The sequence below is a fragment of the Luteimonas sp. A649 genome, assembly GCF_054072735.1.
Map to the genome: position 1 here is coordinate 375,017 of NZ_JBSVRQ010000001.1, position 22,561 is coordinate 397,577.

The window sequence follows — 22,561 nt, forward strand, 5'->3', positions numbered from 1 at the left end:
CCGGCACTGGATAGAATGGCCCCATGTCCCCGCAGTCCACCCCGCTTGCCAACCAGCTGCTGGTCGCGCTGCCGTCGCTGGCCGATCCCCACTTCGCGCGCACCGTGTCGCTGCTGTGCCAGCACGATGCCAACGGTGCGATGGGCGTGGTGGTCAACCGGCGGTCCGACTACACGCTGGGCGAGATCTTTTCCCAGATGGGCATTGCCTGCGAGAACGGCGCGCTGTGCGCGACGCCCGTGCTCGCCGGCGGCCCGGTGCATCCCGAGCGCGGCTTCGTGATCCACGACGGCGATCATGGCTGGGACTCCAGCCTCACCGTCGCCGATGGCCTGCGCGTGACCACCTCGCGCGACGTGCTCGAAGCCATGGCCCGGGGCGACGGCCCCGAACGGGCCGTGGTCGCACTGGGATGTGCCGGATGGAGCGCGGGCCAGCTCGACGCGGAGCTGGTCGAGAACAGCTGGCTGACCGTGCCCTCCGACGACGAGATCCTGTTCGCGCTGCCGCTGGACGCGCGCTGGCAGGCGGCCGCGGGCCGCATCGGTGTCGACCTCGCCCACATGCCCGGCTACGCCGGACACGCCTGATGGACACCATTCGCGCCGACGGCACAGTGCTCGGTTTCGACGTCGGCGCGCGTCGCATCGGCGTGGCCATCGGCAGCAGCTTCGGCCACGGCGCACGCGCGCTGGCGGTGGTCGACGTGCACGCCGACCAGATCGACTGGTCCGCGATCGACCGCCTGCAGAAGGAATGGCGCCCGGACGGCTGCGTGGTCGGTGACCCGATGACGCTCGATGGCGGCGACCAGCCGATCCGGACGCGCGCGCGCGCCTTCGCGCTCGAACTCGCGCGCCGCTACCGGCTTCCCGTGGTGATGGTCGACGAGCGCTCGAGTTCGATCGAGGCCGCGCAGCGCTTCGCTGTCGACCGCGCCGAGGGCCGCCGTCGCCGCCGCGACGCCGTGGCGCTGGATGCAGTGGCCGCCGCGATCATCGTGGAACGCTGGCTCGCCGCGCCCGGCGACGCCGTTCCGGTCGAGCCCGAATCGCCGCCCACCGGCACCACGGCATGAACCCGCAAACCAGCGAAGACGGACGGCTGCGGCACCTGCTCACCCTGGAGGGCCTGCCGCGCGCGACGCTGGTGGCGCTGGTGGACCGCGCCCAGGCCTTCCTCGATGGCCACGGTGGCGCCGATCCGCGCACGGCGCTTGCCGGCACCGCGGTGTGCACCCTGTTCTTCGAACCCTCCACGCGCACGCGGCTGTCGTTCCAGCGCGCCGCGCAGCGGCTGGGTGCGGACGTGCTCGCGTTCGACGCCTCCACCTCGTCCACCAGCAAGGGCGAGACCGCGCTCGACACCCTGCGCAACATCGAGGCCATGGGCGTGCGTGGCTTCGTCGTGCGCCATCGCGACGACGGCGCCGCGGCCATGCTGGCCGCCGCCGCGCAGCCGGGCACGGCGGTGGTCAACGCCGGCGATGGCCGCAGCGCGCACCCCACGCAGGGTCTGCTCGACGTGTTGACGCTGCGCCAGGCCAAGGGGGCCGACTTCCCGCGGCTGAAGATCGCCATCGTCGGCGACATCCGGCATTCGCGGGTGGCGCGATCCGAGCTGCACGCGCTACGCAGCCTGGGCATCGGTGAGGTCCGTGCCTGTGGGCCGCGCCCCCTGCTGCCGGACGCTGGCGACGCGATGCTGGAGGGCTGTGCCGTCACCAGCGACCTCGATGCCGCGCTGGAAGGCGTCGACGCGGTGTTCATGCTGCGGCTGCAGCGCGAGCGCATGGAGGAGGGGCTGGTGCCTTCGCTCGAGGCCTATCACCGCGACTACGGCCTGACCGCCGCGCGCTTGCGCCGTGCCGCGCCCGGCGCCGTCGTGCTCCATCCAGGCCCGATGAACCGCGGCGTGGAGATCAGCGACGAGGTGGCCGATGGGCCGCAGTCGTTGGTGCTGCAGCAGGTAGCCAACGGCGTGGCCGTGCGCATGGCGGTCCTGGAAGCGCTGCTGGCCTGAGCCGCTGGCCGGCCGGGTAACCGCTCCCACAGTGGTGCTTGCGGCTTGGGTCAGCGGAGGAGGATGACCGTCGCCAGGCCCAGGAAGCTGAAGAACCCCACCACGTCGGTCACCGCCGTCACCACCACGCCGCCCGCCACCGCCGGGTCCACGTTCGCGCGCTTCATCGCCAGGGGCACCAGGACCCCCGCGAGCGCCGCGGACGCGAAGTTCACGATCAGCGCCACGGTGATCACCAGGCCGAGCATCCAGTCGTGGAACCAGGCCACGGACACCAGCCCGACGAAGCCGCCGATCAGCAGCCCGTTGATCAGCGCCACGCGCAGTTCTTTCCACAGCAGCACGCTGGCGTTGCTCGCGCCCACCTGGCCCAGGGCGAGGCCGCGCACCATCAGCGTCAGCACCTGCATGCCTGCGTTGCCGCCGATGCCGGCGACGATCGGCATCAGCACCGCCAACGCGACGATCTGCTCGATGGTGGCTTCGAAGCGACCGATCACGCCCGCCGCCAGGAAGGCGGTGGCCAGGTTCACGCCCAGCCACACGATGCGGCCGCGCACAGCGCGCCGCACCGGCGAGAACAGGTCCTCGTCCTCGTCCAGGCCGGCGGCGCCCAGCGCCTGGTGCTCGGCCTGCTCGCGGATGATGTCGACCACGTCGTCGATGGTGATACGGCCGAGCAGGACGTTGCCCTCGTCGACGACGGGTGCGGACACCCAGTCGTGGTCGGAGAACTGCCGCGCCACCGACTCGGCCGACTCGCCGACGTGGATGGCCGTGAGCTCGTCGTCGATCAGCTTGTTGATCGGGTTGCCGGGCTCGCTGGTCACCAGGTTCTGGAGCGCGACCCAGCCCAGCAGCTGGTGGCGGCGATTGACCACGTACAGGTGGTCGGTGTGGTCGGGCAGCTCGCCCCGCAGGCGCAGGAAGCGCAGCACCACGTCGACCGTGGTGTCGGCACGCACCGTCACCACGTCGGGATTCATCAGGCGGCCGGCGGTGTCCTCGGCATAGGACAGGGCCTGTTCCAGGCGCTCGCGGTTCTCGCGGTCCATGGACTTCAGGACTTCGTCGATCACCGTGTCCGGCAGGTCCTCCACCAGGTCTGCGAGGTCGTCGATGTCGAGGTCTTCGACCGCGGCGACGATTTCGTCGGTGTCCATGTCCGCGAGCAGGCTCTCGCGCACTTCGTCGCCGACGTGGACCAGCACCTCGCCGTCATCTTCGGGATCGACCAGGCCCCAGACCACCATGCGGCGATCGGGCGGCAGCGATTCGAGCAGGTTTCCGATCTCCGCCGGGGCCAGCGTGTTGACCAGCCGGCGCACGGGACCGAGGCGGCCGCTGTCCAGGGCATCGGACAGCAGGCGCAGCTGGCGCGCGGTCTTGTCGTGGCGGACGGCTTCGGCCATGGAATGCTTCCGGGGGGCGCGTCGCGCGACGGGATGCGCGACAGGGATCAGGCGTTCATGCCGGCATTATCGCCCGCGTCGCCACTGCTGCACAGCCCGCGCTCAGCGACGCAGCCGCGCGCGCAATCGCCTGGCCGCGGCGAACACCCGGCTGGCGAAGCTGCGGTCGAGCTCCGCCTGCAGTTCCCGCACCTCGCCGTAGAGGCGGCGGTTGTGGGCGTCGCGCCGTGCCAGCAGGTCACGCAGGTCGGCGACGTCGCGCTCGCTCAGCGTCCGCCCAGGCCGCAGGTGCGCGGGGAGCGGCCGGTCGACATAGACGGTCGAGTGCCGCGGCGCGGCTTCCGCGGCGGGGCGTTCACGGGTGTAGAAGTACAGCGCCACCGACCTGCGGCTGAGCGTTTCGCGCCCGGGCGGCAGTCGGATCGGCGGGAACCCGTGCCAGCTGTGCTCGGTGGTCTCGAAGATCACGCAGCGGTTGAACACCGGCGCGACCGCGACCACCTCGTCGGTGTCCGGGTCATGGGGATCGCGGCGCAGCTCCAGCGCGCCGCCCCAATCGTCCTGCCACTCGCGGTTGAGGTAGACGATCAGGTTCAGCCGCCGGTGCCAGCCCGTGGCCGGGTGGTGGTTGAAGTCGATGTGGGTGTCGAGGCTCTGGCCATCGCGGTTGTCGTGGGTGCCGCCGCCGAAATAATCCGGGTCGTAGAGCAGGCCGTCGATGCCGGTCAGGCGCTCCACCAGTCCAAGGAATGCCGGCGACTGGATGCAGTCGTCGAGCGCGGCGTAGGCGTCGCCGAGCGCGCGGATGCGCTCGACCGTGGACTTCCCCGCGGCGACCCCGTCTTCGTTGATGGCATTGCCGCGTTCGAAGGCCGGGAACCGGGCCATCAGCGCATCGGCGAAACCCGGGACGAGGAAGTCCTCGATCACGCAGTGGCGGAACGGCTGCGCGGCGAGGAAGCCCTCGCGGATCGCGTCCGCGCCGGCGACGACCCGCGGCGCGACGATGGCGTGCAGCGCGCCGACGGAAGCGGGGTCCGTGCTCATGCCGCGGCCGCCGCCACGCTTGCCAGCCAGCGTTCGATGCCGGCCCGGTCGCGCGCGCGCAGCAGGGCCGGGGCGCGCTTTCGAAGCACGGACAGATCGTGCGCGCGAAGTTCGCGGCGCACCTCGAGCAGGGTGCCGGGATGCACGCTGAATTCCTCCAGCCCGAGCGCGAGCAGCAGCGGCGTGAACAACGGATCGCCGGCCATCTCGCCACAGACCGCCGCCGGCCGGCCGTTCGCCTGGGCGGTCGCGAGCACTTGGTGCAGCAGCTGCACGACCGCCGGGTGCATCGGGCTGTGCAGTTCCTGCAGGGCATCGTTGCCGCGGTCGGCGGCGAGCAGGTACTGCACCAGGTCGTTGGTGCCGATGGAAATGAAGTCGACCAGGTCGATCAGCGCCGGCAGGGCGATGGCCGCGGCCGGCACCTCGATCATGGCCCCCAGTGCGATCCCGTCGGCGACCACGTGGCCTTCGCTACGGAGCTTCGCGGCGGCCTGGCGCAGCAGCCGGCGCGTGGCCACCAGGTCCTCGCGACGCGCGACCATCGGCAGGAGGATCCGCAGCGGCCCGTAGCCCGACGCACGCAGGATCGCGCGCAGCTGGGTGGTGAACACGCCGCGCTGGCGCAGCGCCAGGCGCACGCCGCGCACGCCCAGTGCCGGGTTGGGCTCATCGGGCAGCGCGAGTCCGCTGCCGTCGGCCTTGTCGGCACCGACGTCCAGGGTGCGGATGGTGGCGATGCGCCCCGTCATGCCCAGCACGAGATCGCGGTAGGCGACGAACTGCTCTTCTTCCGACGGCAATTCGTCGCGCTGCAGGAACAGGAATTCGGTGCGGTACAGGCCGACGCCGGCCGCGCCCAGGGCGTGGGCCTCGGCCACGTCCTCCCGCGATTCGGCGTTGGCGTACAGGCGGATGTCGACGCCGTCGAGCGTGCGCGACGGTTCGCGGCGCAGGCGGTGCAGCTGGCGCCGCTCGCGCTTGCCCTCGCGCACGCGCTCGCGGTGTGCGCGCAGGTCGTCGGCGCCGGGATCCACGATCACCAGCCCCGTGCTGCCGTCGATCATCAGCACGTCGCCGTCGTTCACCTGTGCCAGCGCCTGCGCGGCCCCCACCACCAGCGGCAGGTGCAGGCTGCGCGCGAGGATCGCGCTGTGCGCGAGCATGCTGCCGCCCGCGGTCACGACGCCGAGCACGCCGCGGGCATGAAGCCGCGCGACCTCGGACGGAGCCAGCGCGTCGGCGACGATGATCTCGCCCGCAATGCCGACCACCTGGGCATCGTGGCGGTGCAGGGCGGCGTGGATGCGACCGATGACGTGGTCGATGTCCTCGACGCGGCTGCGGAAATAGGGGTCGTCCATGCTTTCGAACACGGTTGCGAGCCGGTTGCGCTGCAGGCGCAGCGCGTAGTCGGCAGCGTAGCGTTCCCTGGAGATCAGGCCATCAAGCCCCTGCAGCAGTTCGGGATCGTCGAGCAGCAGGGCATGCAGGTCGAGGAACTCACCGACTTCGCCGGCCAGTGCGCCGTGCAGGCGCGAGCGCAGGTCGCGCAGCTCCGCGCGCACCATGCCGATGGCCTCGTGCAGTCGCGCGATCTCGGCCGGAACGGCTGCGCGTGCGATGCGCTCCTCCGCGACCTCCAGCGCATGCGGCTGGCGCACGCGCGCCCGGCCGAGGGCATTGCCCCGCGATGCGCCCTGGCCGGGGAACACCTGGCGCATCAGCTGTCCTCGTCGAATCGTCGCTCGAACAGCGCGCACACGGCGTCGGCGGCCGCGGCCTCGTCGGCGCCCTCGACCCGCAGCGTGACCGCGGTACCGGTGCCCGCGGCGAGCAGCATCACACCCATGATGCTCTTGGCGTTGACCTCGCGGCCCTTGGCGGTGAGGGTCGCGTTGACGTCATAGCCCGACAGCAGCTGCACCAGCCGCGCGGTGGCGCGCGCGTGCAGCCCGAGCCGGTTGGACACGGTGAGTTCGCGTTCGATCATGGCCGGCCTGCCTCATGCGTCATCGTGCAGCACTCCATTGCGCGCGCCGGCGGCGGCCACCGCGGGCAGTTCATCGAGCGGCAGCTCGGGATAGTTGAGCACCCGCAGCAGCATGGGCAGGCTGAGCGCGGACACGCGGCGCACGGGGGTGCCCAGGTGCGCCAGGCGCGAGGCGATGTTGGCCGGGGTGGCACCGTAGAGGTCGGTCAGCAGCAGGACCCCGTCGCCGCTGTCGGCGCGGCGCAGCGCCGCACTCGCGGCCGGCAGCACGGCGTCCGGATCGGCGTCGAAGGACACCTCGAAGACCTCCACCGCCAGCGGCAGCGGACCCAGCAGGCGGCCCGCCACCGCCGCCAGCGCGGTGCCGATGCCAAGGTGTGTCACGAGGAGGATGCCGGCGGCCATCGCTACAAATTAGCAGAGCGGCGCGACCCTCAGGAAGCGCCGGCTGCGCGGGGCGCCGTTGCGGGGCTCAGTCGAGCTCGCGGTGGTGGGTGGCGACTTCGCTCCAGCCCTGCTGGCGGGCGTGCGCCGCCGCGGCCTCGGCGAGGAATACGGAGCGGTGCCGGCCGCCGGTGCAGCCGAAGGCCACGGTGACATAGCTGCGCGTGGACGAGTGCATGCGCGGCAGCCAGGCGTCCAGGAAGGCATTGACCTGCTGCAGGAACTCGGTGACATCGGCCTCCTTCGCGAAATACTCGCGCACCGGTGGGTCGCGTCCCGACAGCGGCCGCAGGCGCGCATCCCAGTGCGGGTTGGGCAACGCCCGCGCATCGAACACGAAGTCCGCGTCCGGCGGCACGCCGCGGCGGTAGGCAAAGGACTCGAACAGCAGCGACAGCGACGAGTCCATGCTCAGCCCGAGGTCGGTCAGCACCCGGCGCCGCAGCTGGTGCACGTTGAGTTCGCTGGTGTCGATGATGACGTCGGCCAGCGAACTCAGTGGCCGGAGCACCTGGCGCTCCAGCGCGATCGCGTCCGACAGTGCCAGCCCCAGGCGGGTGAGCGGATGCCGGCGGCGGGTGTCGGCATAGCGCTTGAGCAGCACGGCGTCGGCGGTGTCGAAGAAGACCAGCTTGGGGTCGAAGCCCATCGCGCCGACGGCGGACAGCCATTCCGGGATGTTGGCGAGGTCGCCGCGGCTGCGCACGTCGATGCCCACCGCGAGCTTCTGCGACGCCCGTTCGGGATGGGTGGCGCTGCGCACGAAATCGGGCAGCAGTTCGGCCGGGAGGTTGTCGACGCAGTAGAAGTCGAGGTCCTCGAAGGTGTTCAGGGCGACGGTCTTGCCGCTCCCGGACATGCCGCTGACGATGATCAGCGAATTGCCGGCGGCGTTCATGGCGTGCTTCTCAACGGCGTGCTTCTCAACGGTGTGCTCCTCACTGTGTGCTCCGTTCCAGGAAGTGCGAATGGCGGGCGAGGAAGGCCGCGGCGGGATCCACGCCCTTGGAGCGCAGCACGTGCACGCGGGTGGCGGCCTCGGTGAGGACCGCCAGGTTGCGCCCCGGCATCACCGGCAGCGTGATCATCGGTACGTCGAGGTCGAGCACGCGCCGCGAGCCGAGGTCACCGGTGAGCCGGACCATGCCGCTGGGGTCGCGCGCATCATGGGCGCTGTCCGGCCGCGCGAGGTGGACGACCAGGCGCAGGTACTTGTTCCGCTTCACCGCGGTATCGCCGAACATCTCGCGGATGTTGAGCACGCCCAGGCCGCGCAGTTCGAGCAGGTCCTGCAGCAGCTCCGGGCAGGTGCCGTCGAGCACGTCGGGCGCGAGCTGCGCGAACTCCGGCGCGTCGTCGGCAACCAGGCGGTGGCCTCGGGTGACCAGTTCCAGCGCGAGCTCGCTCTTGCCGGTCCCGGACTCGCCGGTGATCAGCACGCCGATGGAGTAGATCTCCATGAACACCCCGTGCAGCGTGACCCGCGGCGCAAGTGCGCCGGCGAGGTGGTACTGCAGGACGTTGTAGAGCTCATGGCCGCGGCGTTGCGACGCCCAGAGCGCGATGCCCGATTCCTCGGCCATCTTGACCAGGTCCTCGGGGCAGGGCTGGCCCTTGTTGACCACCAGCGCCAACGGGCTGAACTGCAGGATCTTCTCCAGCGTTTCCCAGCGCTGCCGCGGCTCCAGCCCATCCAGCCAGGCGAGCTCTTCGCCGCCGAGGATCTGCACCTTGTTGGGATAGATGATGTTGAGGTAGCCGGCCAGCGACGGCCGTCGCGATACGGCGTCGACCGATTCCAGCTGCCGCGACGCGCCGGCCTGGCCGGCCAGCCAGCGCAGCTCCAACCGGTCCTTGAGCTGGTCGAACAATCCCTGTGCGGTGACGACCGCCCTCATCCCGACCCTGTCCGCCGGGGGGCGTCGTTCTGCAGCAGCAGGGCGCGCAGCGCGGCGATGTCGGGTGCGCCGCGCACCGACTCCCGGAAACCGGCGTCGGCGAAGCGGCCTGCGAGTTCGGAGAGGGTGTCGAGGTGTTGCTGCTGGGCGTGGTCGCCCGGAACCGCCATCGCGAAGACCAAGTCCACGGGCTCGCCGTCACGGGCGTCGAAATCCACCGGATTGGCCAGCCGGAGGAAGGCCGCCATCGGCTCGCGGCAGCCATCGCTGCGGCAGTGCGGAATCGCTACGCCGCGGCCGATGCCGGTGCTGCCGACCGCTTCGCGCCGGCGCAGGCCATCCGCGATCGCCGGGGTCAGCGCCGGCGAGCCGCCGCCCAGCAGGCGGGCGGCGACATCCAGCACCTGGTCACGGTTACCGGGTTCCACCACTTGCACGATGCGGCCGGCGGTGAGCAGGTCGGTGTAAGGCATCCCCCGGGCCTTCGATCGCCGGCTTCAGCCGAACTCGCCGTCGCGCACCGGATTCCCGCCGCGACGGTGCTGGTCGATCATCTTCTTCTTTTCCTTGACCAGCATGCGGTCGAGCTTGTCGGCGAGGAGGTCGATGGCGGCATACATGTCGGCCGCGCGGGCGTCGGCGTGGAGAGGTTTGCCGGCGACGATGACCGTGGCTTCGGCGCGATGGTCGGGCTTGTCGATGCTGAGCTGGGTGCGGACCTGCAGCGGTGGATCGTAGAGGCGCGACAGCCTGCCAAGCTTGGTTTCAACGTAGTCGCGCAGGGCCGGGGTGACGTCCATCTGCTGGCCGTGGGTCTCGATGAGCATCGCAACCTCCTTTCTCCGTGGGGACCACAGCATCGCGCATGGCGGCGCGGTGGTTGTCACGGACAGGTTAACCCAGCCCCCCGGGGGCGGGAAGCGGCCACACGGAGTTCAGGCGATGCGCACGCGTTCGTGCGATGACGGGATGTTCAGTGCTTCGCGATACTTGGCGACGGTGCGTCGTGCCACAGGGACACCGCTGTCCTTGAGCCGGTCCGCCAGGCGCGCGTCGGACAGCGGCTTGCGCGGGTCCTCGGCTTCGACCAGGCGGCGGATCATGTCCTGGATGGCGATGCTGGAGGCCTCGCCGCCGCCACCGGTGTCGATGCCCGAAGCGAAGAAGGCACGAAGGGGAATGGTGCCCCGCGGCGTGTGCACGTACTTGCGCGACACCGCCCGGGAGACGGTGGATTCGTGCATGCCGATCTGCGCGGCGACTTCGCGCAGCGTCAACGGGCGCAGTGCCTGGCCGCCGAACTCGAGGAAGCCCGACTGCTCCCGCACCAGGCAACGGACCACCTTGAGCAGGGTTTCGCCACGGGCCTCGATGTTCTTCAGCAGCCAGCGCGCCTCCTGCAGGCGGCCGCGCAGGTAGCCTGCATCGGTGCCTGCGGTGTGCTGCAGCATCTGCTCGTAACCGCGGTGGATGGTCAGGCGGGAATGGCGGCCGCCCGCCAGCGTGACCCGCCAGACGCCGTTGTGGCGCGCGATGCTGCAGTCGGGAACCACGTAGGTGTCGTGTGGCATGCCCCCGATGCCGGCGCCCGGGCGCGGGTCGAGGCCGCGGATCAACTGCAGCGCGGCGACCGCATCCTCCCTGCTGCAGCCCAGCGCCTCGGCGACGCCATCGGTGCCCAGCTTGGCCAGGCGCTCGATCAGCGTCGCCACCGCGCGGCGGGCGACGTCGCGGCCGGGAGTGTCTTCGGGCAGGGTGTCGAGCTGCAGCAGCAGGCACTCGCCGAGGTCGCGTGCACCCACGCCGGTCGGGTCCAGGCGCTGCACCGTGCGCAGCACCGCCGCGATCTCGTCCTCGTTGCAGCGAAGGTCCGGTGCCAGTGCCTCGGCGATCGCGGACAGCGGTTCGCGCAGGTAGCCGTCATCGTCGATGGCGTCGACCAGCGCCACGCCGATGGCGAGCTCGCGTGGCGACAGGTGGCTGAGGTTGAGCTGCCAGAGGAGGTGGTCGCGCAGGGTCTCGGACTGGGCGATGCGCTCGGAGGCGTCGCCGTCCTGGTCGTCGCCGCCACCACTGCCGCCACCGCTACCGTAGCTTTCGTCCCAGGCGACGTCGCGGTCGTCGTCCCAGGCGTCCTGGGCGGCATCGTCGTTTCCGTCTGCGCGGGCGTCGTCGCCGTCGGATCCGGAGGCCTCATCCGCAGACGACGGCGGAGCCGTTTCGTCCCATTCCAGCAGCGGATTGCTCTCGACCGCCTCGGTGATCTCGAGCTCTAGCTCGGGCATCGAAAGCTGCAGGAGATGCAGGGCCTGGCGCAGCTGCGGCGTCAGTACCAGGTGCTGTCCCAGCGATGTCTGCAGGCGAGGTTTCACGGTGTCCCCGATCAGGCGGGGGCGCCCGCCGGCTTACAGCCGGAAGGAATCCCCCAGGTAGACCCGGCGCACGTCCGGGTCGGCCAGCAGCGCGTCCGGAGCCCCCTGCGCGAGCACGCTGCCTTCATTGAGGATATACGCGCGGTCGCAAATGCCCAAGGTCTCGCGGACGTTGTGGTCGGTGATGAGTACGCCGATGCCCCGGTTCTTGAGGTGGCGGACGATGCGCTGGATCTCGCCGACGGAGATCGGGTCGACGCCGGCGAAGGGTTCGTCGAGCAGGATCAGGCGTGGCCGGGCCGCCAGCGCACGTGCGATTTCGACCCTGCGGCGCTCACCGCCCGACAGGCTGGCGCCGTTCTGGCCGGCGACGTGGGTCACCTGCAGTTCGTCCATCAGCGACTCGAGTTCGTCCTCGCGGCCCTTGCGGTCGAGGTCCTTGCGCAGTTCGAGCACCAGCTTGATGTTGTCGGCCACCGACAGCTTGCGGAACACCGAGGGTTCCTGCGGCAGGTAGCCCACGCCCAGGCGGGCGCGGCGGTACATGGGTTCGCCGGTGATGTCGCGGCCGTCAAGGACGATGCGCCCGGCATCGGCCGGCACCAGGCCGACGATCATGTAGAAGCAGGTGGTCTTGCCGGCGCCGTTGGGGCCGAGCAGGCCGACGACCTCGCCGGCGTCGAGCGTCAGCCCGAATTCGCGCACGACTTCGCGCTGGCGGTAGCGCTTGCGCAGGCCTTCGGCGACCAGCATCAGTTGCCGCCCTGGTCGGCCTTGGCGCCCTTGGGAAGGATGCGGGTGCGGACCTGGCCGCCTTCCTCGCCGCCGCCCTGGACCCGCCCGGTCCGCATGTTGTAAACGATGCGCCCGCCGCCCATGGTGCCGCGGCCGGGCTGGTTGATCTCGACGTTGCCGGTGAAGACCACGGTCTCGGTCTGCAGGTCGTAGTCGACGTTGCTGGCGGTGGCATCGATCGAGCCGCCGCCGTCGAGGTCCTGCTTCAGGCGCACGGGCGCCCCGGTAAGGATGACCTTCTGGATGTCGCCGCCGCCGCGGCGCACGTCGGCCTTGGCGGCGCGCACGTCCAGCGTGCCCTGCACGATGCGCACGTTGCCGGTGAAGACGCAGGGGCCGCCGTCGTCGCCCACCGAACAGTCGTTGCTGTTGGAGGTGAGGTCCATCGGCTGGTTGCGATCGGTCGATTTCGCCCAGGCGGGCGCCACGGCGACGGCTGCGGCCAGTGCCAGGAACGTCGTGAGGCTAACGGCGCGTGGGGACATAAGTGGTGTGGACCTTGGAGGTGAGCTGGAAGCGCTTGTCGGCCAGGTCGACTTCCATGCCGGTGCCGCGCATTGTAGTGCCGGGCTGGGTGATGGTCACGGCGAGGTCGCTGCTGGCGCGGCGCTGGCGGGGCAGGACTTCGAGGGCCTCGGTGTCCAGGCGCATCGCGCGGTCGCCAGCCGGGTCGGAGAGGGCGACGACCTGGCCCTCCAGGCGCATCCGTTCGCTGTCGGCGCTGATCCAGCCGGTGGCGGCACGCAGGTCCCAGTACAGCTCGCCGCCGTCTTCGGGAAGCAGGAACAGCGGCTCGCGGAGGGACATGGTTTCGTCCACCGGGTCGCGGTGCAGGTGCGGCGCGCGCAGGGTGAACGCCTCGTTGCCGTCGTTGTCGAGCGAGACCAGCTCGAAATCCTCCAGCACGTAATCGGAACGGTCGCTCGCACCTGCGGCCGCGGGGGCTTCCGCGCGCTGTCGCCAGGCCGACCAGCCGCTGGCGATCGCGGCCACCAGCAGCACGATGATCAAGGCGCCGCGCCAGTTCACTGGCCTGCCCCCGCGGCATCGCCACCGGCGCCGGCGTCGCCACGGGCGGCCAGCAGCAGCTCGCAGAACTCGCGCGCCGCGCCTTCGCCGCCACGGTGCGCGGATTGCCAGTGCACGTGGCCGAGGATCGCCGGCTGCGCATCGGCAGGCGCGGCTGCCAGGCCGGCGGCGGACAGCACCGCCAGATCGGTGAGGTCGTCGCCCATGAAGGCGACCTCGTCGGCGGCCAGGCCCATGCGCGTGCGCAGGCCTTCGACGCAGGCGAGCTTGTCCTTGATGCCGGTGTGGGCTTCGACGCCGAGGTCGCGGGCGCGGATCTCGGCCGCCGCGCTGGAACGCGCGGTCACGAACACCACCGCGATGCCGGCGCGGAGCAGCAGCGACAGGCCAAGGCCGTCGTGGACGTGGAAGGCCTTGGTCTCGGTGCCATCGGCCGCGATGTACAGGCGTCCGTCGGTCAGGGTGCCATCGACGTCGAAACACGCCAGGCGGATGCGCGCGGCGCGTGCGAGCAATTCGGTGGACGGAGCGGGGCGGCTGTGGGCGGGCATGAACACGTGATCACACCACGCGTGCACGCAACAGGTCGTGAATATTCAGGGCGCCGGCCACGCGGCCGTCGTCCTCCACGACCACCAGGCCACCGATCTTGTGCGCCTCCATCAGCTGCGCGGCTTCCGCTGCCAGCGCGTCGGGGCCGATGGTGCGCGGGCTGCGCGTCATCACTTCGGAGATGGGCGTGGTGCGCACGTCGATGCCGGCATCGAGGCTGCGGCGCAGGTCGCCGTCGGTGTACAGGCCAAGCAGGCGGCCGTCGTCGTCGACCACCGCGGTCATGCCCAGCATCTTGCGGCTGATTTCGGCCAGCGCTTCGCTGATGGTGGCGTGCGCGGGCACGCAGGGCACGGCATCGCCGGTGTGCATGACATCGGCGATGTGCAGCAGCAGGCGGCGGCCGAGCGCGCCGGCGGGGTGCGAGCGCGCGAAGTCGTCGGCGGTGAAGCCGCGGGCCTCGAGCAGGGCCACGGCCAGTGCGTCGCCCATGGCCAGCGAGGCGGTGGTGCTCGACGTCGGCGCCAGGTGCAGCGGGCAGGCCTCTTCGGGCACGCTGACGTCCAGGTGCACGGCGGCGGCGCTGGCCAGCGTCGAGCCGACGCGTCCGGTCAGGGACACCAGCGGGTTGCCCTGGCGCTTGAGCACCGGGAGCAGCTGCAGCACTTCGTCGGATTCGCCGGAGTACGAGAGCGCCAGCACGACGTCGGCGTCGGTAACCATGCCCAGGTCGCCGTGGCCGGCTTCGCCGGGGTGGACGTAGAACGCGGGCGTGCCGGTGGACGCGAAGGTGGCGGCGATCTTGCGGGCCACGTGGCCGGACTTGCCCATGCCGGTGCAGACCACGCGTCCGCGGCAGGCGAGCAGCAGGGCGCAGGCGCGGGAAAAGTCGCCGTCGATGCGGGCGGCCACGGCGGCCAGGCCCCGGCCCTCGATCTCGAATACACGGCGGCCGCTGGCCGCGAAATCGTGCGCGCCGACGGCGCTGGCTGGCTGGTGGCTGCTGCCGGACATTTCCGGGCCGGACCCTTTTTTTGTTAGGCTAACCCGTTCATCTTACGCGGATTGTCCCGTGGCCTGCGCGCCTTTGCGCCGGCGCTGGACGGCCGCTCATTTGCCCTTCATTACGGGAAGAACCCCTTGGACGCAGACACCATCCGCAAACTCATCGAGCAGGGCCTGCCGGGCGCCGATGTCGATGTTCGTGGCGACGACGGCGTGCATTTCGAGGCGCTGGTGGTGCACCCGGATTTCGGCGGTCGCCTGCCGCTGGCCCGCCATCGCATGGTCTACGCCACCCTGGGCGCGCTGATGGGCAACGAGATCCACGCCCTGGCCCTGCGGACGCAGACCCCCGACGAGCACCGGTCCGCCTGATGCAGAAGATCTTGGTGAGTGGCGGAGTGCCCCTGGAGGGTGAGATCCGCGTGTCCGGCGCCAAGAACGCCGTGCTTCCGATCCTGTGCGCGACCCTGCTGGCCGACGAGCCGGTGGAGATCGGCAACGTCCCGCACCTGCATGACGTGGTCACCACCGCGCGCGTCCTCGACGGACTCGGCGCGGGCGTCACCCATGACGCCGACGGCAGCCACGTGGTGGTGGATCCCCGCGGCGTCAACAGCCACATCGCGCCCTACGAGCTGGTGCGCACGATGCGCGCCTCGGTGCTGGTGCTCGGGCCGCTGGTGGCACGCCATGGCGCCGCCGAAGTCGCGCTGCCCGGCGGCTGCGCGATCGGCTCGCGCCCGGTCGACCTGCACATCCGTGCGCTCGAGGCACTCGGCGCGCGCATCACCGTCGAGCACGGTTTCATCAACGCCCGCGCCGGCCGCCTGCAGGGCGCCCATGTCGCCTTCGACACGGTCAGCGTCGGCGCCACCGAGAACCTGCTGATGGCGGCCACGCTGGCGCAGGGCACGACGGTCATCGACAACGCCGCGCGCGAGCCCGAGATCGTCGACCTCGCCGACTGCCTGCTGGCGATGGGCGCGGACATCGAAGGCGCGGGCGGTTCGCGCATCGTCGTGCACGGCGTCGACCGGCTGCACGGCGCGCGGCACGACGTGGTCGCCGACCGCATCGAGGCTGGCACCTTCCTTGTCGCAGGCGCAATCACCGGCGGGCGCGTCACGATCACCCATGCGCGGCCGGACACCATGGACGCGGTGCTGGAGCGGCTGGCCGCGGCCGGCGGCGACATCGCCATCGATCGCGACCGCATCACCATCGACATGCGTGGCCGCCGTCCGCGTGCCGTCGACATCACCACCGCGCCGCACCCGGCGTTCCCGACCGACATGCAGGCGCAGTTCATGGCCCTGGACTGCATCGCCGAGGGCGTGGCGACGATCGACGAGACGATCTTCGAAAACCGCTTCATGCACGTGAACGAGCTGATGCGGCTGGGTGCGGACATCCAGATCGATGGCAACCGGGCCAAGGTCACCGGCGTCGAGCGCCTCAGCGGGGCGCCGGTGATGGCGACCGACCTGCGCGCGTCGGCATCACTGGTGCTGGCGGGCCTGGTCGCCGAAGGCGAGACGCTGATCGACCGCATCTACCACCTGGATCGCGGCTACGAGCACATCGAGCGGAAGCTGTCTGGTCTTGGTGCGCGGATCCAGCGGATCGACTGAAACGAAGAGGGCACTGCATCGCAGGGCCCCGGTTCGTGCTGCCGGTGAGGCGCGTCAGCGCACCGCGGTCAGCCGCAGATCGATGTGGTCCTTGCCATCGCGCCGCTGCAGTACCCGCGCCGGCACCGGCAGGCCGTCCACGACCCACGCGATGATCTCGCGCTTGCCGTCCCTGCGCACGACGCGCGTGGCCTCGTGTGACTTGCCGCCGACCTGGATCGTTTCCTGGCCGGCGACTTCGAAGTTCTGGCGCTTGACCCGGCCGTCCTCGACCAGGCGGTAGTTGAGCGGCTTGCCCGCAGCCACGTCGCGCACCAGCACCAGGTTCATCAGCATGCCGTCGAGGTCACCCGCGCGCAGCTTCACCGGGCCGGCGCGGTCGTCCTTCACGTCTCCGGTCCAGCGTGCTTCGCCGCGACCCCAGTCGTAGTCGGCGGTGACCGTCTTGCGCTTGACCAGCATCGCCGCCAGGCCGCTGGTGCCGCGCTGGCTGTCGACGCTCTTCAGCGGGCGCCACGCGTCGCCGTCGATTTCGAACACGGTGCTCTGCGCGAGTTCGGCGCCCATGCCGCCGATGTCGATGCGGTACTCCCAGCGGTCCTGGCCGGCACTGGCGAGGCTCATGGTCGCGGTTGCTTCCATGCCCATGTAGTTGGCCTGGTAGTCGGCGGTGAAGGCCTCGATCGCAAGCGCGGGCGCGGCGGAGAGGGCCAGCAGCAAGCCGGAGGCGACGAGCGCGGCACGGCCGCGGATGGACTTCAGGTTCTGCATCTAGGGGGCTCCTTGATATGCGACCAGGCGCAGGTCGATGGCGTCTTCGCCGTTTTCGCGCTGCAGGATGCGGATGGGCGTCGGCACGCCGCGCGCCACCCACACGATGGTTTCATCGTTGCCGCCGTTGGTGCGTGAAACCCGCATGGCTTCGTACGACAGGCCGTCGACCTCGAGGTATTCAGCGGCCTCGGCCACCGTGTACTCGTGCTGGCGCACGCGGCCGCCGTCGACGAAGCGATAGCTCAGGCTGCGTCCGGGCAGGGCGTCGCGGATGATGGCCAGGTTGATCAGCAGCCCGCTCATGTCGCCGTCCTGCAGCGGCACGGGCTTGCGGCGTTCGGGCTTGATGTCGCCGCTCCAGCGCGCGACGCCGGCCTGCCAGTCGTAGACACCTTCGACCTCGCGGCCCATGAACAGCGCCTTGCGTTGCGTGTCCTGGCGCAACGGGCGGTACTTGCCGTCGACTTCGTCGAAGACCGTGCCCTGGTCGATATCCAGGCGGATCCAGCGCGCCAGGCCGCGGTTGCCGGTGATGTCGAGGTCAACCCTCCAGTGCCCGTCGATGCGCGCCAGCGCCATGTTGGCGGTGCCGGCGGGCTTGCCTTCGTTCCACGCGTCGTAGGTGGCGACGAAGGGCTGGAGTTCGTGCGCATCGACGGATTCCACCGCGGCGGGGGCATCGACGCCCGCGCCACCGTCCGCCGTCGTGGCCGCAGCGGCGGCCGCAGTGTCCCCGGCGCGCGTCGGCGCGCTGCCGAACGTGGTCGCCAAGGCCAGCGCGAGGGCCAGGGGCAGGAGGGGAGTGGGGGTGTCCATGAAGGACCGGATCATGCCCGCAGGCGGTTGGATGCCAGCTGAAGCGGGGCCTTGAGCGCCTGTCCGTCGAGTTCGACCGTGGCGTCGCGCAGGGTGATGCGACCAGCACACAGCATTTGCAGCGTCGCCAGCATCAGCGGGTGTTCCACCGCGAGCACGCGCGCGGCCAGTGCGTCGGCATCGTCACCGGGCAGGACAGGGACCCGCGCCTGCGCGATCACTGGGCCGCCATCGAGGTCGGCGGTGACGTAGTGCAGGCTGGCGCCATGCTCGGCGACGCCGCCTTCCAGCGCCCGCGCGTGCGTGTCCAATCCCTTGAAGTCCGGCAGCAGCGACGGGTGGATGTTGATGATCCTGCCCTGCCAGGGTTCGAGCGCCTCGGCGCCGAGCAGGCGCATGTAGCCGGCGCAGACGATGAAGTCGGGCTCCACGGCGGCGACCGCGGCGAACAGCGCGGCATCGTAGTCACGGCGTTCGGTGAAATCCCGCGGCCGCAGGCCGCGCGCCGGAATGCCCGCATCGCGCGCGCGCTGCAGCGCCACGGCTTTGGGGCGATCCCCGAAGACGCCGGCCACGCGCGCGTCCAGGCGGCCGTCAGCGATTGCGTCGAGGATCGCCTGCAGGTTGCTGCCGCGCCCCGAGGCCAGCACCGCCAGGCGCGGGGTCGTGGGGGCCACTGCCATCGCGCTCAGCCGATGCGCACGCGCGCCGTGCCGGCAGTTGCCGGTGCCACGCTGCCGATCGTCCAGTGCGCCAGTGCCAGCGCGTCGAGCGCCGCGGACACCGCCGCCGCACGCGCGGGATCGACCACCAGCACGAAGCCGATGCCGCAGTTGAAGGTGCGCCACATCTCTTCGCGCGCCACCGCGCCTTCGCGCTGCAGCCAGTCGAACACCGCCGGCATCGTCCAGGCACCGGCATCGATGTCCAGCGCCAGGCCATCGGGCACCACGCGGATGATGTTCTCGGTCAGGCCGCCACCGGTGATATGCGCCATGGCGTGGATCGACGCACCTTCGGCCCCGCGCAGAAGTTCCAGCACCGGCTTCACGTACAGCGCGGTCGGCGCCATCAGCGCGTCTTCCAGGCGCACGCCGTCGAGGTCGACATCGCCGGGGCGGCCGGCGCGGTCGTAGATGCGGCGGACCAACGAGTAGCCGTTGGAATGCGGGCCGCTGGAGGCGATGCCGATCAGCACGTCGCCGGCAGCGACGCGGCCGCCGTCGCGCAGTTCGGACTTCTCCACGGCGCCGACGGTGAAGCCCGCCAGGTCGTACTCGCCCGGGCCGTACATGTCCGGCATCTCGGCGGTCTCGCCGCCGATCAGCGCGCAACCGGCGAGTTCGCAGCCCTTGGCGATGCCGCCGACCACGGCCACCGTGGTGTCGATGTCGAGCTTGCCGGTGGCGAAGTAGTCGAGGAAGAACAGCGGCTCGGCGCCCTGCACCAGCACGTCGTTCACGCACATGCCCACCAGGTCGATGCCGATCGTGTCGTGGCGGCCGAGCTGCTGCGCGAGCTTGAGCTTGGTGCCGACGCCGTCGGTGCCCGAGACCAGCACCGGCTCCCGGTACTTGCCCGAGAGGTCGAACAGCGCGCCAAAGCCGCCCAGGCCGCCCATCACCTCGGGGCGGAAGGTCCGCTTCACCAGCGGCTTGATGCGTTCGACGACTTCATTGCCGGCATCGATATCGACGCCTGCATCACGGTAGGTCAGCGGAGTGGGGCTGGTCACGATGGCTCGCCGGAGCGGGAAAGCGTCGATTTTAGCAGTCCCGGAGCCGTCTTCATGGACGCGGGGGCGCCGCTGCGGCACCATTCCGGCCTGACACGGTCCCTGGAACGATGATGCCCAAGGCGTTGCTGATCACGTTGCTGCTTGCGCTGCTGCTCCCCGGATGGGCGCACGCGCAGCGCATGGAGGGCGACCGCGCCGGGGCCAGCGGCATGTACCAGGCCGAGGTCGCGGTCGGGAGCCAGGCTGAATCCGCGCGCCAGTCGGGCTTCGCCCGGGCGCTGGCGCAGGTGCTGGGCAAGATGTCCGGCGACGCCGGGGTCGCCAACCGTCCCGGCGTCTCGCGCGAACTGCGCCGCGCCGGGGACTTCGTCGAGGGCTACGACTACCGCCAGGACGAGGGCCGTTCGGCCGCGGGTTCGCCGACCTACACCACGATGCTGGTGGTGCGCTTCCGCGAGGAAGACGTCAATGCCATCGCCGGCGCGCTGGGCCTGCCTGTCTGGCCGGAGCCCCGTCCCAAGCCGGTGCTGTGGCTGGCGATCGATGACGGCAGCGGCCCGCGCCTGGTCGCCGTGGGGCAGAACAACGTCGCCCGGCCGGTGCTCGACCGTGCCATCGAACGTGGCTACCGCCTGGGGCTGCCGGGTGGCAGTGCCGCGGAGAAGGCCGTGGTGGGCGCGATCTGGCGCGGCGACACCGCTGCGGTATCGCGGCTGTCCGCGCGCTACCGCCCGCCGATGCAGCTGATCGGCAAGCTCTACCGCGCAGGTGCGGGCTGGAAGGCCGACTGGACCTTCGTCGACGACGGCCGCGTGCTGGCGACCTGGTCGAACGAAGACGCGCTCGCCCGCCGCGTCATCGCCTCGGGTGCGGACGGCGCAGCCGATGCCCTGGTGCGCCGCTACGCCAAGGCCAGCCCCGTGGGCGAACCCGCCATCGAGCGCATGGTGGTGACCGGGATCAACAGCAGCAACGATTTCGTGCGCCTGTCCTCGTGGCTGCAGTCGACTTCGGTGGTGCGCGGGATCCGGCCGTTGCGCGCAACGCCGAACAGCCTGGAGCTGGAGCTCGACCTGCTGACCGGACTCGAGGGTTTCCGCCGCGTGCTTGACGACGCGATCCTGGTCGAATCCGGCGCCAACATCGAGGGCGTGCCGCCCGAGTTCCACCTGCGCTGAGGCCCGGACCCATGAACGAACACGCCGACCAGGTGGTTTCGCGCTTCCTCGTGCGCCTGCAATGGGCACTGCTGTTGTTCGCGGTCGGCTGGCTGGTCTGGCGGCTGGGCGCGGTGCTGACGCCGTTCGTGCTTGCCGCGCTGCTGGCCTGGATGGGCGATCCGCTGGTCGATCGCCTCGAGCAGTCCGGGCGCTCGCGCAACGTGGCCGTGGTGATGGTGTTCACCGTGATGCTGCTGTTCCTGGTGCTTGCGCTGGTGATCCTGGTGCCCTTGATCGTGGCGCAGGTCCGCACGCTGGGCGAAGCCCTGCCGGGCTACTGGGACTGGACGCTGCAGACCGCGCTGCCCTGGCTGGAGGCGCGTACCGGGATCGACATCGATGGCTGGATGGACCCCGAGCGGTTGATGGAGTACTTCCGCGAGCACTCAGAACGCGCCGGCGGCATCGCCGCCACCGCGCTGGGCGTGGTCTCCCGCTCCGGCGTCGCCATGCTGACCTGGGTGGCGAACATCGTGCTGCTGCCGGTGATCACGTTCTTCTTCCTGCGCGACTGGGACCGCATGGTCGAACGCATCGAGTCGATGATCCCGCGCGACCACGTCGCGACGGCGACGCGCCTGGCGCGCGAATCCAGCGAGGTGCTCGGCGGCTTCCTGCGCGGACAGTTCCTGGTGATGGTGATCCTGGGCGTGATGTACGGCATCGGCCTGTGGCTGGTGGGCCTGGAGCTGGGCCTGCTGATCGGCCTGATCGCCGGGCTGTTCACCTTCATCCCCTACATCGGTCCGGCCACCGGCATCGTGCTCGGCGTGGTCGCGGCGCTGATCGAATACGGGGACTGGAAGCACCTGCTGGGCGTGGCCGTGGTGTTCACGCTCGGCCAGGTGATCGAGAGCTACTGGCTGACGCCGAAGCTTGTCGGCGACCGGATCGGCCTGCATCCGGTGGCGGTGATCTTCGCGGTGATGGCCGGCGGGGTGCTGTTCGGCTTCGTCGGCATGCTGATCGCGCTGCCGGCGGCAGCGGTGGTGAACGTCCTGCTGCGCTTCGCGCACGAGCGCTACACCGCGAGCCGGCTTTACGCGGGCCGCGCGGGCGACGCCCCGGAGATCCTGGTGGGCACGGACTCCGGGCCGGGCCGCGACGACGCGTGAGCAGGCAGCTGCCGCTGGCGCTGCGCTACCCACCCGACCAGCGTTTCGAAACCTTCGTCGGCGCGCCGCCTGGCGCGCTCGCACAGTTGCAGGCGCTGGCCGCCGGCAGCGGCGGCTGGCTGTACCTGGACGGTGCACCGGGCACCGGCAAGACCCACTTGGCGCTGGCCGCCTGCGCCGCTGTCGAAACCTCTGGACGCGGTGCGGCCTACCTGCCGCTGGTGACCGCGGCAGGGCGGCTGGACCAAGCGCTGGAAGCGCTGGACGGACTGGGGCTGGTGGCGCTGGACGGGCTCGAGGCGATCGCCGGACGCCGCGACGACGAGCTCGCGCTGTTTGATTTCCACAACCGTGCGCGCGCCGCGGGGGGCGGCGTGCTCTATACGGCCACGGCGGCGCCGGGAACGCTGCCGCTCGGGCTGCCCGACCTGCGCTCGCGCCTGGCGCAGTGCGCGCGCATCGCCCTGCAGCCGCTGGACGACGTCGGCCGCGCCGAGGTGCTGCGCCTGCGCGCACGGCGCCGCGGCCTCCAGTTCGACGAGGCCGCGATCACGTGGTTGCTGCGGCGCGCGGGGCGCGACCTCGCGGGGCTCACCGCCCAGCTGGATGCGCTGGACCGGGCCTCGCTGGCCGCGCAGCGGCGGGTGACCGTGCCCTTCCTGCGCGAAGTGCTGGGCGCCAGCGGCGCCTGACGGTTC

27 protein-coding genes are annotated in these 22,561 nt (G+C 70.9%); 8 read left to right on the top strand and 19 right to left on the bottom strand.

Annotation, left to right across the window (positions count from 1 at the left end; genetic code table 11):
• Positions 1-23: 23 nt before the first annotated feature.
• The 3 genes from ACW5E8_RS01765 to ACW5E8_RS01775 are packed head-to-tail and all read left to right on the top strand — an operon-like array spanning position 24 to position 2,022.
• A complete protein-coding gene (locus ACW5E8_RS01765; protein ID WP_456963786.1) occupies positions 24-590 on the top strand; it encodes a YqgE/AlgH family protein in 567 nt (188 codons plus the stop codon).
• Positions 590-1,078, top strand: coding sequence for a Holliday junction resolvase RuvX (ruvX, locus tag ACW5E8_RS01770; RefSeq protein ID WP_456963787.1), 489 nt, complete (start codon positions 590-592; stop codon positions 1,076-1,078). The genes ACW5E8_RS01765 and ruvX overlap by 1 nt, the downstream gene beginning before the upstream one ends.
• Positions 1,075-2,022, top strand: a complete 948-nt coding sequence (locus ACW5E8_RS01775) for an aspartate carbamoyltransferase catalytic subunit (protein ID WP_456963788.1) — start codon at positions 1,075-1,077, stop codon at positions 2,020-2,022. The genes ruvX and ACW5E8_RS01775 overlap by 4 nt, the downstream gene beginning before the upstream one ends.
• A gap of 50 nt (positions 2,023-2,072) precedes the next feature.
• On the opposite strand, the gene mgtE is transcribed toward ACW5E8_RS01775, so the two are convergent.
• The 15 genes from mgtE to ACW5E8_RS01850 all read right to left on the bottom strand — a co-directional run bounded on the left by mgtE (position 2,073) and on the right by ACW5E8_RS01850 (position 14,578).
• Positions 2,073-3,434: a magnesium transporter gene (gene mgtE, locus ACW5E8_RS01780; RefSeq protein WP_456963789.1), complete on the bottom strand. Its 1,362-nt coding sequence runs from the start codon at positions 3,432-3,434 to the stop codon at positions 2,073-2,075.
• A gap of 102 nt (positions 3,435-3,536) precedes the next feature.
• Complete coding sequence (locus tag ACW5E8_RS01785; protein WP_456963790.1) at positions 3,537-4,481, bottom strand: 2OG-Fe(II) oxygenase; 945 nt, start codon at positions 4,479-4,481, stop codon at positions 3,537-3,539.
• Positions 4,478-6,205, bottom strand: coding sequence for a phosphoenolpyruvate--protein phosphotransferase (gene ptsP / locus ACW5E8_RS01790; RefSeq protein WP_456963791.1), 1,728 nt, complete (start codon positions 6,203-6,205; stop codon positions 4,478-4,480). Before ptsP ends, ACW5E8_RS01785 begins: the two co-directional genes overlap by 4 nt.
• Positions 6,205-6,474, bottom strand: a complete 270-nt coding sequence (locus ACW5E8_RS01795) for an HPr family phosphocarrier protein (protein WP_456963792.1) — start codon at positions 6,472-6,474, stop codon at positions 6,205-6,207. Before ACW5E8_RS01795 ends, ptsP begins: the two co-directional genes overlap by 1 nt.
• A gap of 12 nt (positions 6,475-6,486) precedes the next feature.
• Positions 6,487-6,879: a PTS sugar transporter subunit IIA gene (locus ACW5E8_RS01800; RefSeq protein ID WP_456963793.1), complete on the bottom strand. Its 393-nt coding sequence runs from the start codon at positions 6,877-6,879 to the stop codon at positions 6,487-6,489.
• Between the two features lie 67 nt (positions 6,880-6,946).
• Entirely contained in the window at positions 6,947-7,816 is an 870-nt protein-coding gene (gene rapZ / locus ACW5E8_RS01805; protein ID WP_456963794.1) for an RNase adapter RapZ, read from the bottom strand.
• Between the two features lie 40 nt (positions 7,817-7,856).
• Positions 7,857-8,816, bottom strand: coding sequence for an HPr(Ser) kinase/phosphatase (gene hprK / locus ACW5E8_RS01810; protein ID WP_456963795.1), 960 nt, complete (start codon positions 8,814-8,816; stop codon positions 7,857-7,859).
• Entirely contained in the window at positions 8,813-9,289 is a 477-nt protein-coding gene (locus ACW5E8_RS01815) for a PTS sugar transporter subunit IIA (RefSeq protein ID WP_456963796.1), read from the bottom strand. The genes hprK and ACW5E8_RS01815 overlap by 4 nt, the downstream gene beginning before the upstream one ends.
• A gap of 24 nt (positions 9,290-9,313) precedes the next feature.
• Positions 9,314-9,643 (bottom strand): ribosome hibernation-promoting factor, HPF/YfiA family, encoded by a 330-nt coding sequence (gene hpf, locus ACW5E8_RS01820; protein ID WP_456963797.1) that lies wholly within the window; start codon positions 9,641-9,643, stop codon positions 9,314-9,316.
• Between the two features lie 108 nt (positions 9,644-9,751).
• On the bottom strand, positions 9,752-11,188 hold the full coding sequence (locus ACW5E8_RS01825; RefSeq protein ID WP_456963798.1) for an RNA polymerase factor sigma-54: 1,437 nt from the start codon (positions 11,186-11,188) through the stop codon (positions 9,752-9,754).
• 33 nt (positions 11,189-11,221) lie between these two features.
• Positions 11,222-11,941: an LPS export ABC transporter ATP-binding protein gene (lptB, locus tag ACW5E8_RS01830; protein WP_456963799.1), complete on the bottom strand. Its 720-nt coding sequence runs from the start codon at positions 11,939-11,941 to the stop codon at positions 11,222-11,224.
• Positions 11,941-12,468, bottom strand: coding sequence for a lipopolysaccharide transport periplasmic protein LptA (gene lptA / locus ACW5E8_RS01835; protein ID WP_456963800.1), 528 nt, complete (start codon positions 12,466-12,468; stop codon positions 11,941-11,943). Before lptA ends, lptB begins: the two co-directional genes overlap by 1 nt.
• Positions 12,449-12,985 carry an LPS export ABC transporter periplasmic protein LptC gene (lptC, locus tag ACW5E8_RS01840; RefSeq protein ID WP_456965209.1) on the bottom strand — a complete coding sequence of 179 codons (537 nt, stop codon included), beginning with the start codon at positions 12,983-12,985 and terminating at the stop codon, positions 12,449-12,451. The genes lptA and lptC overlap by 20 nt, the downstream gene beginning before the upstream one ends.
• A 23-nt stretch (positions 12,986-13,008) precedes the next feature.
• On the bottom strand, positions 13,009-13,563 hold the full coding sequence (locus tag ACW5E8_RS01845; RefSeq protein WP_456963801.1) for a KdsC family phosphatase: 555 nt from the start codon (positions 13,561-13,563) through the stop codon (positions 13,009-13,011).
• Between the two features lie 10 nt (positions 13,564-13,573).
• A complete protein-coding gene (locus ACW5E8_RS01850; RefSeq protein WP_456963802.1) occupies positions 13,574-14,578 on the bottom strand; it encodes a KpsF/GutQ family sugar-phosphate isomerase in 1,005 nt (334 codons plus the stop codon).
• Between the two features lie 126 nt (positions 14,579-14,704).
• Here ACW5E8_RS01850 and ACW5E8_RS01855 point away from each other — a divergent pair, with 126 nt between their 5' ends.
• Both ACW5E8_RS01855 and murA read left to right on the top strand, forming a co-directional pair.
• Entirely contained in the window at positions 14,705-14,941 is a 237-nt protein-coding gene (locus ACW5E8_RS01855; protein ID WP_456963803.1) for a BolA family protein, read from the top strand.
• Positions 14,941-16,200 (top strand): UDP-N-acetylglucosamine 1-carboxyvinyltransferase, encoded by a 1,260-nt coding sequence (gene murA / locus ACW5E8_RS01860; RefSeq protein ID WP_456963804.1) that lies wholly within the window; start codon positions 14,941-14,943, stop codon positions 16,198-16,200. The genes ACW5E8_RS01855 and murA overlap by 1 nt, the downstream gene beginning before the upstream one ends.
• Before the next feature lie 54 nt (positions 16,201-16,254).
• Here the strand turns inward: murA and ACW5E8_RS01865 are convergent, their stop codons facing one another.
• From ACW5E8_RS01865 to purM, 4 genes are read right to left on the bottom strand one after another with little or no spacing between them, the layout of a single operon-like run.
• A complete protein-coding gene (locus tag ACW5E8_RS01865; RefSeq protein ID WP_456963805.1) occupies positions 16,255-16,971 on the bottom strand; it encodes a DUF3108 domain-containing protein in 717 nt (238 codons plus the stop codon).
• Positions 16,972-17,790, bottom strand: coding sequence for a DUF3108 domain-containing protein (locus ACW5E8_RS01870; RefSeq protein WP_456963806.1), 819 nt, complete (start codon positions 17,788-17,790; stop codon positions 16,972-16,974).
• 11 nt (positions 17,791-17,801) lie between these two features.
• Positions 17,802-18,473, bottom strand: a complete 672-nt coding sequence (purN, locus tag ACW5E8_RS01875; RefSeq protein WP_456963807.1) for a phosphoribosylglycinamide formyltransferase — start codon at positions 18,471-18,473, stop codon at positions 17,802-17,804.
• A 5-nt stretch (positions 18,474-18,478) separates the two neighbouring features.
• The gene (gene purM / locus ACW5E8_RS01880) at positions 18,479-19,609 is read right to left on the bottom strand and encodes a phosphoribosylformylglycinamidine cyclo-ligase (RefSeq protein ID WP_456963808.1); all 1,131 of its coding nucleotides are present in this window, start codon (positions 19,607-19,609) and stop codon (positions 18,479-18,481) included.
• A 29-nt stretch (positions 19,610-19,638) separates the two neighbouring features.
• Between purM and ACW5E8_RS01885 the strand changes: the two genes are divergently transcribed.
• Genes ACW5E8_RS01885 through hda form a run of 3 tightly spaced genes read left to right on the top strand, consistent with a single transcriptional unit; the run spans position 19,639 to position 22,555 of the window.
• Positions 19,639-20,706, top strand: coding sequence for a DUF2066 domain-containing protein (locus tag ACW5E8_RS01885; RefSeq protein WP_456963809.1), 1,068 nt, complete (start codon positions 19,639-19,641; stop codon positions 20,704-20,706).
• 11 nt (positions 20,707-20,717) lie between these two features.
• Positions 20,718-21,863 (top strand): AI-2E family transporter, encoded by a 1,146-nt coding sequence (locus tag ACW5E8_RS01890; protein ID WP_456963810.1) that lies wholly within the window; start codon positions 20,718-20,720, stop codon positions 21,861-21,863.
• Positions 21,860-22,555 (top strand): DnaA regulatory inactivator Hda, encoded by a 696-nt coding sequence (gene hda, locus ACW5E8_RS01895; protein WP_456963811.1) that lies wholly within the window; start codon positions 21,860-21,862, stop codon positions 22,553-22,555. Before ACW5E8_RS01890 ends, hda begins: the two co-directional genes overlap by 4 nt.
• The last annotated feature ends 6 nt before the right edge of the window (positions 22,556-22,561 follow it).

What these genes read in the sequence shown, in the direction of transcription:
- ACW5E8_RS01865 (WP_456963805.1), bottom strand. Translation starts at nt 16,971, where the DNA reads ATGCAGAACCTGAAGTCCATCCGCGGCCGTGCCGCGCTCGTCGCCTCC.
- ruvX (WP_456963787.1), top strand. Translation starts at nt 590, where the DNA reads ATGGACACCATTCGCGCCGACGGCACAGTGCTCGGTTTCGACGTCGGC.
- ACW5E8_RS01815 (WP_456963796.1), bottom strand. Translation starts at nt 9,289, where the DNA reads ATGCCTTACACCGACCTGCTCACCGCCGGCCGCATCGTGCAAGTGGTG.
- ACW5E8_RS01890 (WP_456963810.1), top strand. Translation starts at nt 20,718, where the DNA reads ATGAACGAACACGCCGACCAGGTGGTTTCGCGCTTCCTCGTGCGCCTG.
- ACW5E8_RS01765 (WP_456963786.1), top strand. Translation starts at nt 24, where the DNA reads ATGTCCCCGCAGTCCACCCCGCTTGCCAACCAGCTGCTGGTCGCGCTG.
- hpf (WP_456963797.1), bottom strand. Translation starts at nt 9,643, where the DNA reads ATGCTCATCGAGACCCACGGCCAGCAGATGGACGTCACCCCGGCCCTG.
- hprK (WP_456963795.1), bottom strand. Translation starts at nt 8,816, where the DNA reads ATGAGGGCGGTCGTCACCGCACAGGGATTGTTCGACCAGCTCAAGGAC.
- purN (WP_456963807.1), bottom strand. Translation starts at nt 18,473, where the DNA reads ATGGCAGTGGCCCCCACGACCCCGCGCCTGGCGGTGCTGGCCTCGGGG.
- ACW5E8_RS01885 (WP_456963809.1), top strand. Translation starts at nt 19,639, where the DNA reads ATGCCCAAGGCGTTGCTGATCACGTTGCTGCTTGCGCTGCTGCTCCCC.
- ACW5E8_RS01870 (WP_456963806.1), bottom strand. Translation starts at nt 17,790, where the DNA reads ATGGACACCCCCACTCCCCTCCTGCCCCTGGCCCTCGCGCTGGCCTTG.
- ACW5E8_RS01800 (WP_456963793.1), bottom strand. Translation starts at nt 6,879, where the DNA reads ATGGCCGCCGGCATCCTCCTCGTGACACACCTTGGCATCGGCACCGCG.
- ACW5E8_RS01845 (WP_456963801.1), bottom strand. Translation starts at nt 13,563, where the DNA reads ATGCCCGCCCACAGCCGCCCCGCTCCGTCCACCGAATTGCTCGCACGC.
- rapZ (WP_456963794.1), bottom strand. Translation starts at nt 7,816, where the DNA reads ATGAACGCCGCCGGCAATTCGCTGATCATCGTCAGCGGCATGTCCGGG.
- murA (WP_456963804.1), top strand. Translation starts at nt 14,941, where the DNA reads ATGCAGAAGATCTTGGTGAGTGGCGGAGTGCCCCTGGAGGGTGAGATC.
- ptsP (WP_456963791.1), bottom strand. Translation starts at nt 6,205, where the DNA reads ATGCGCCAGGTGTTCCCCGGCCAGGGCGCATCGCGGGGCAATGCCCTC.
- ACW5E8_RS01850 (WP_456963802.1), bottom strand. Translation starts at nt 14,578, where the DNA reads ATGTCCGGCAGCAGCCACCAGCCAGCCAGCGCCGTCGGCGCGCACGAT.
- lptB (WP_456963799.1), bottom strand. Translation starts at nt 11,941, where the DNA reads ATGCTGGTCGCCGAAGGCCTGCGCAAGCGCTACCGCCAGCGCGAAGTC.
- lptA (WP_456963800.1), bottom strand. Translation starts at nt 12,468, where the DNA reads ATGTCCCCACGCGCCGTTAGCCTCACGACGTTCCTGGCACTGGCCGCA.
- mgtE (WP_456963789.1), bottom strand. Translation starts at nt 3,434, where the DNA reads ATGGCCGAAGCCGTCCGCCACGACAAGACCGCGCGCCAGCTGCGCCTG.
- purM (WP_456963808.1), bottom strand. Translation starts at nt 19,609, where the DNA reads ATGGTGCCGCAGCGGCGCCCCCGCGTCCATGAAGACGGCTCCGGGACT.
- ACW5E8_RS01775 (WP_456963788.1), top strand. Translation starts at nt 1,075, where the DNA reads ATGAACCCGCAAACCAGCGAAGACGGACGGCTGCGGCACCTGCTCACC.
- ACW5E8_RS01795 (WP_456963792.1), bottom strand. Translation starts at nt 6,474, where the DNA reads ATGATCGAACGCGAACTCACCGTGTCCAACCGGCTCGGGCTGCACGCG.
- ACW5E8_RS01785 (WP_456963790.1), bottom strand. Translation starts at nt 4,481, where the DNA reads ATGAGCACGGACCCCGCTTCCGTCGGCGCGCTGCACGCCATCGTCGCG.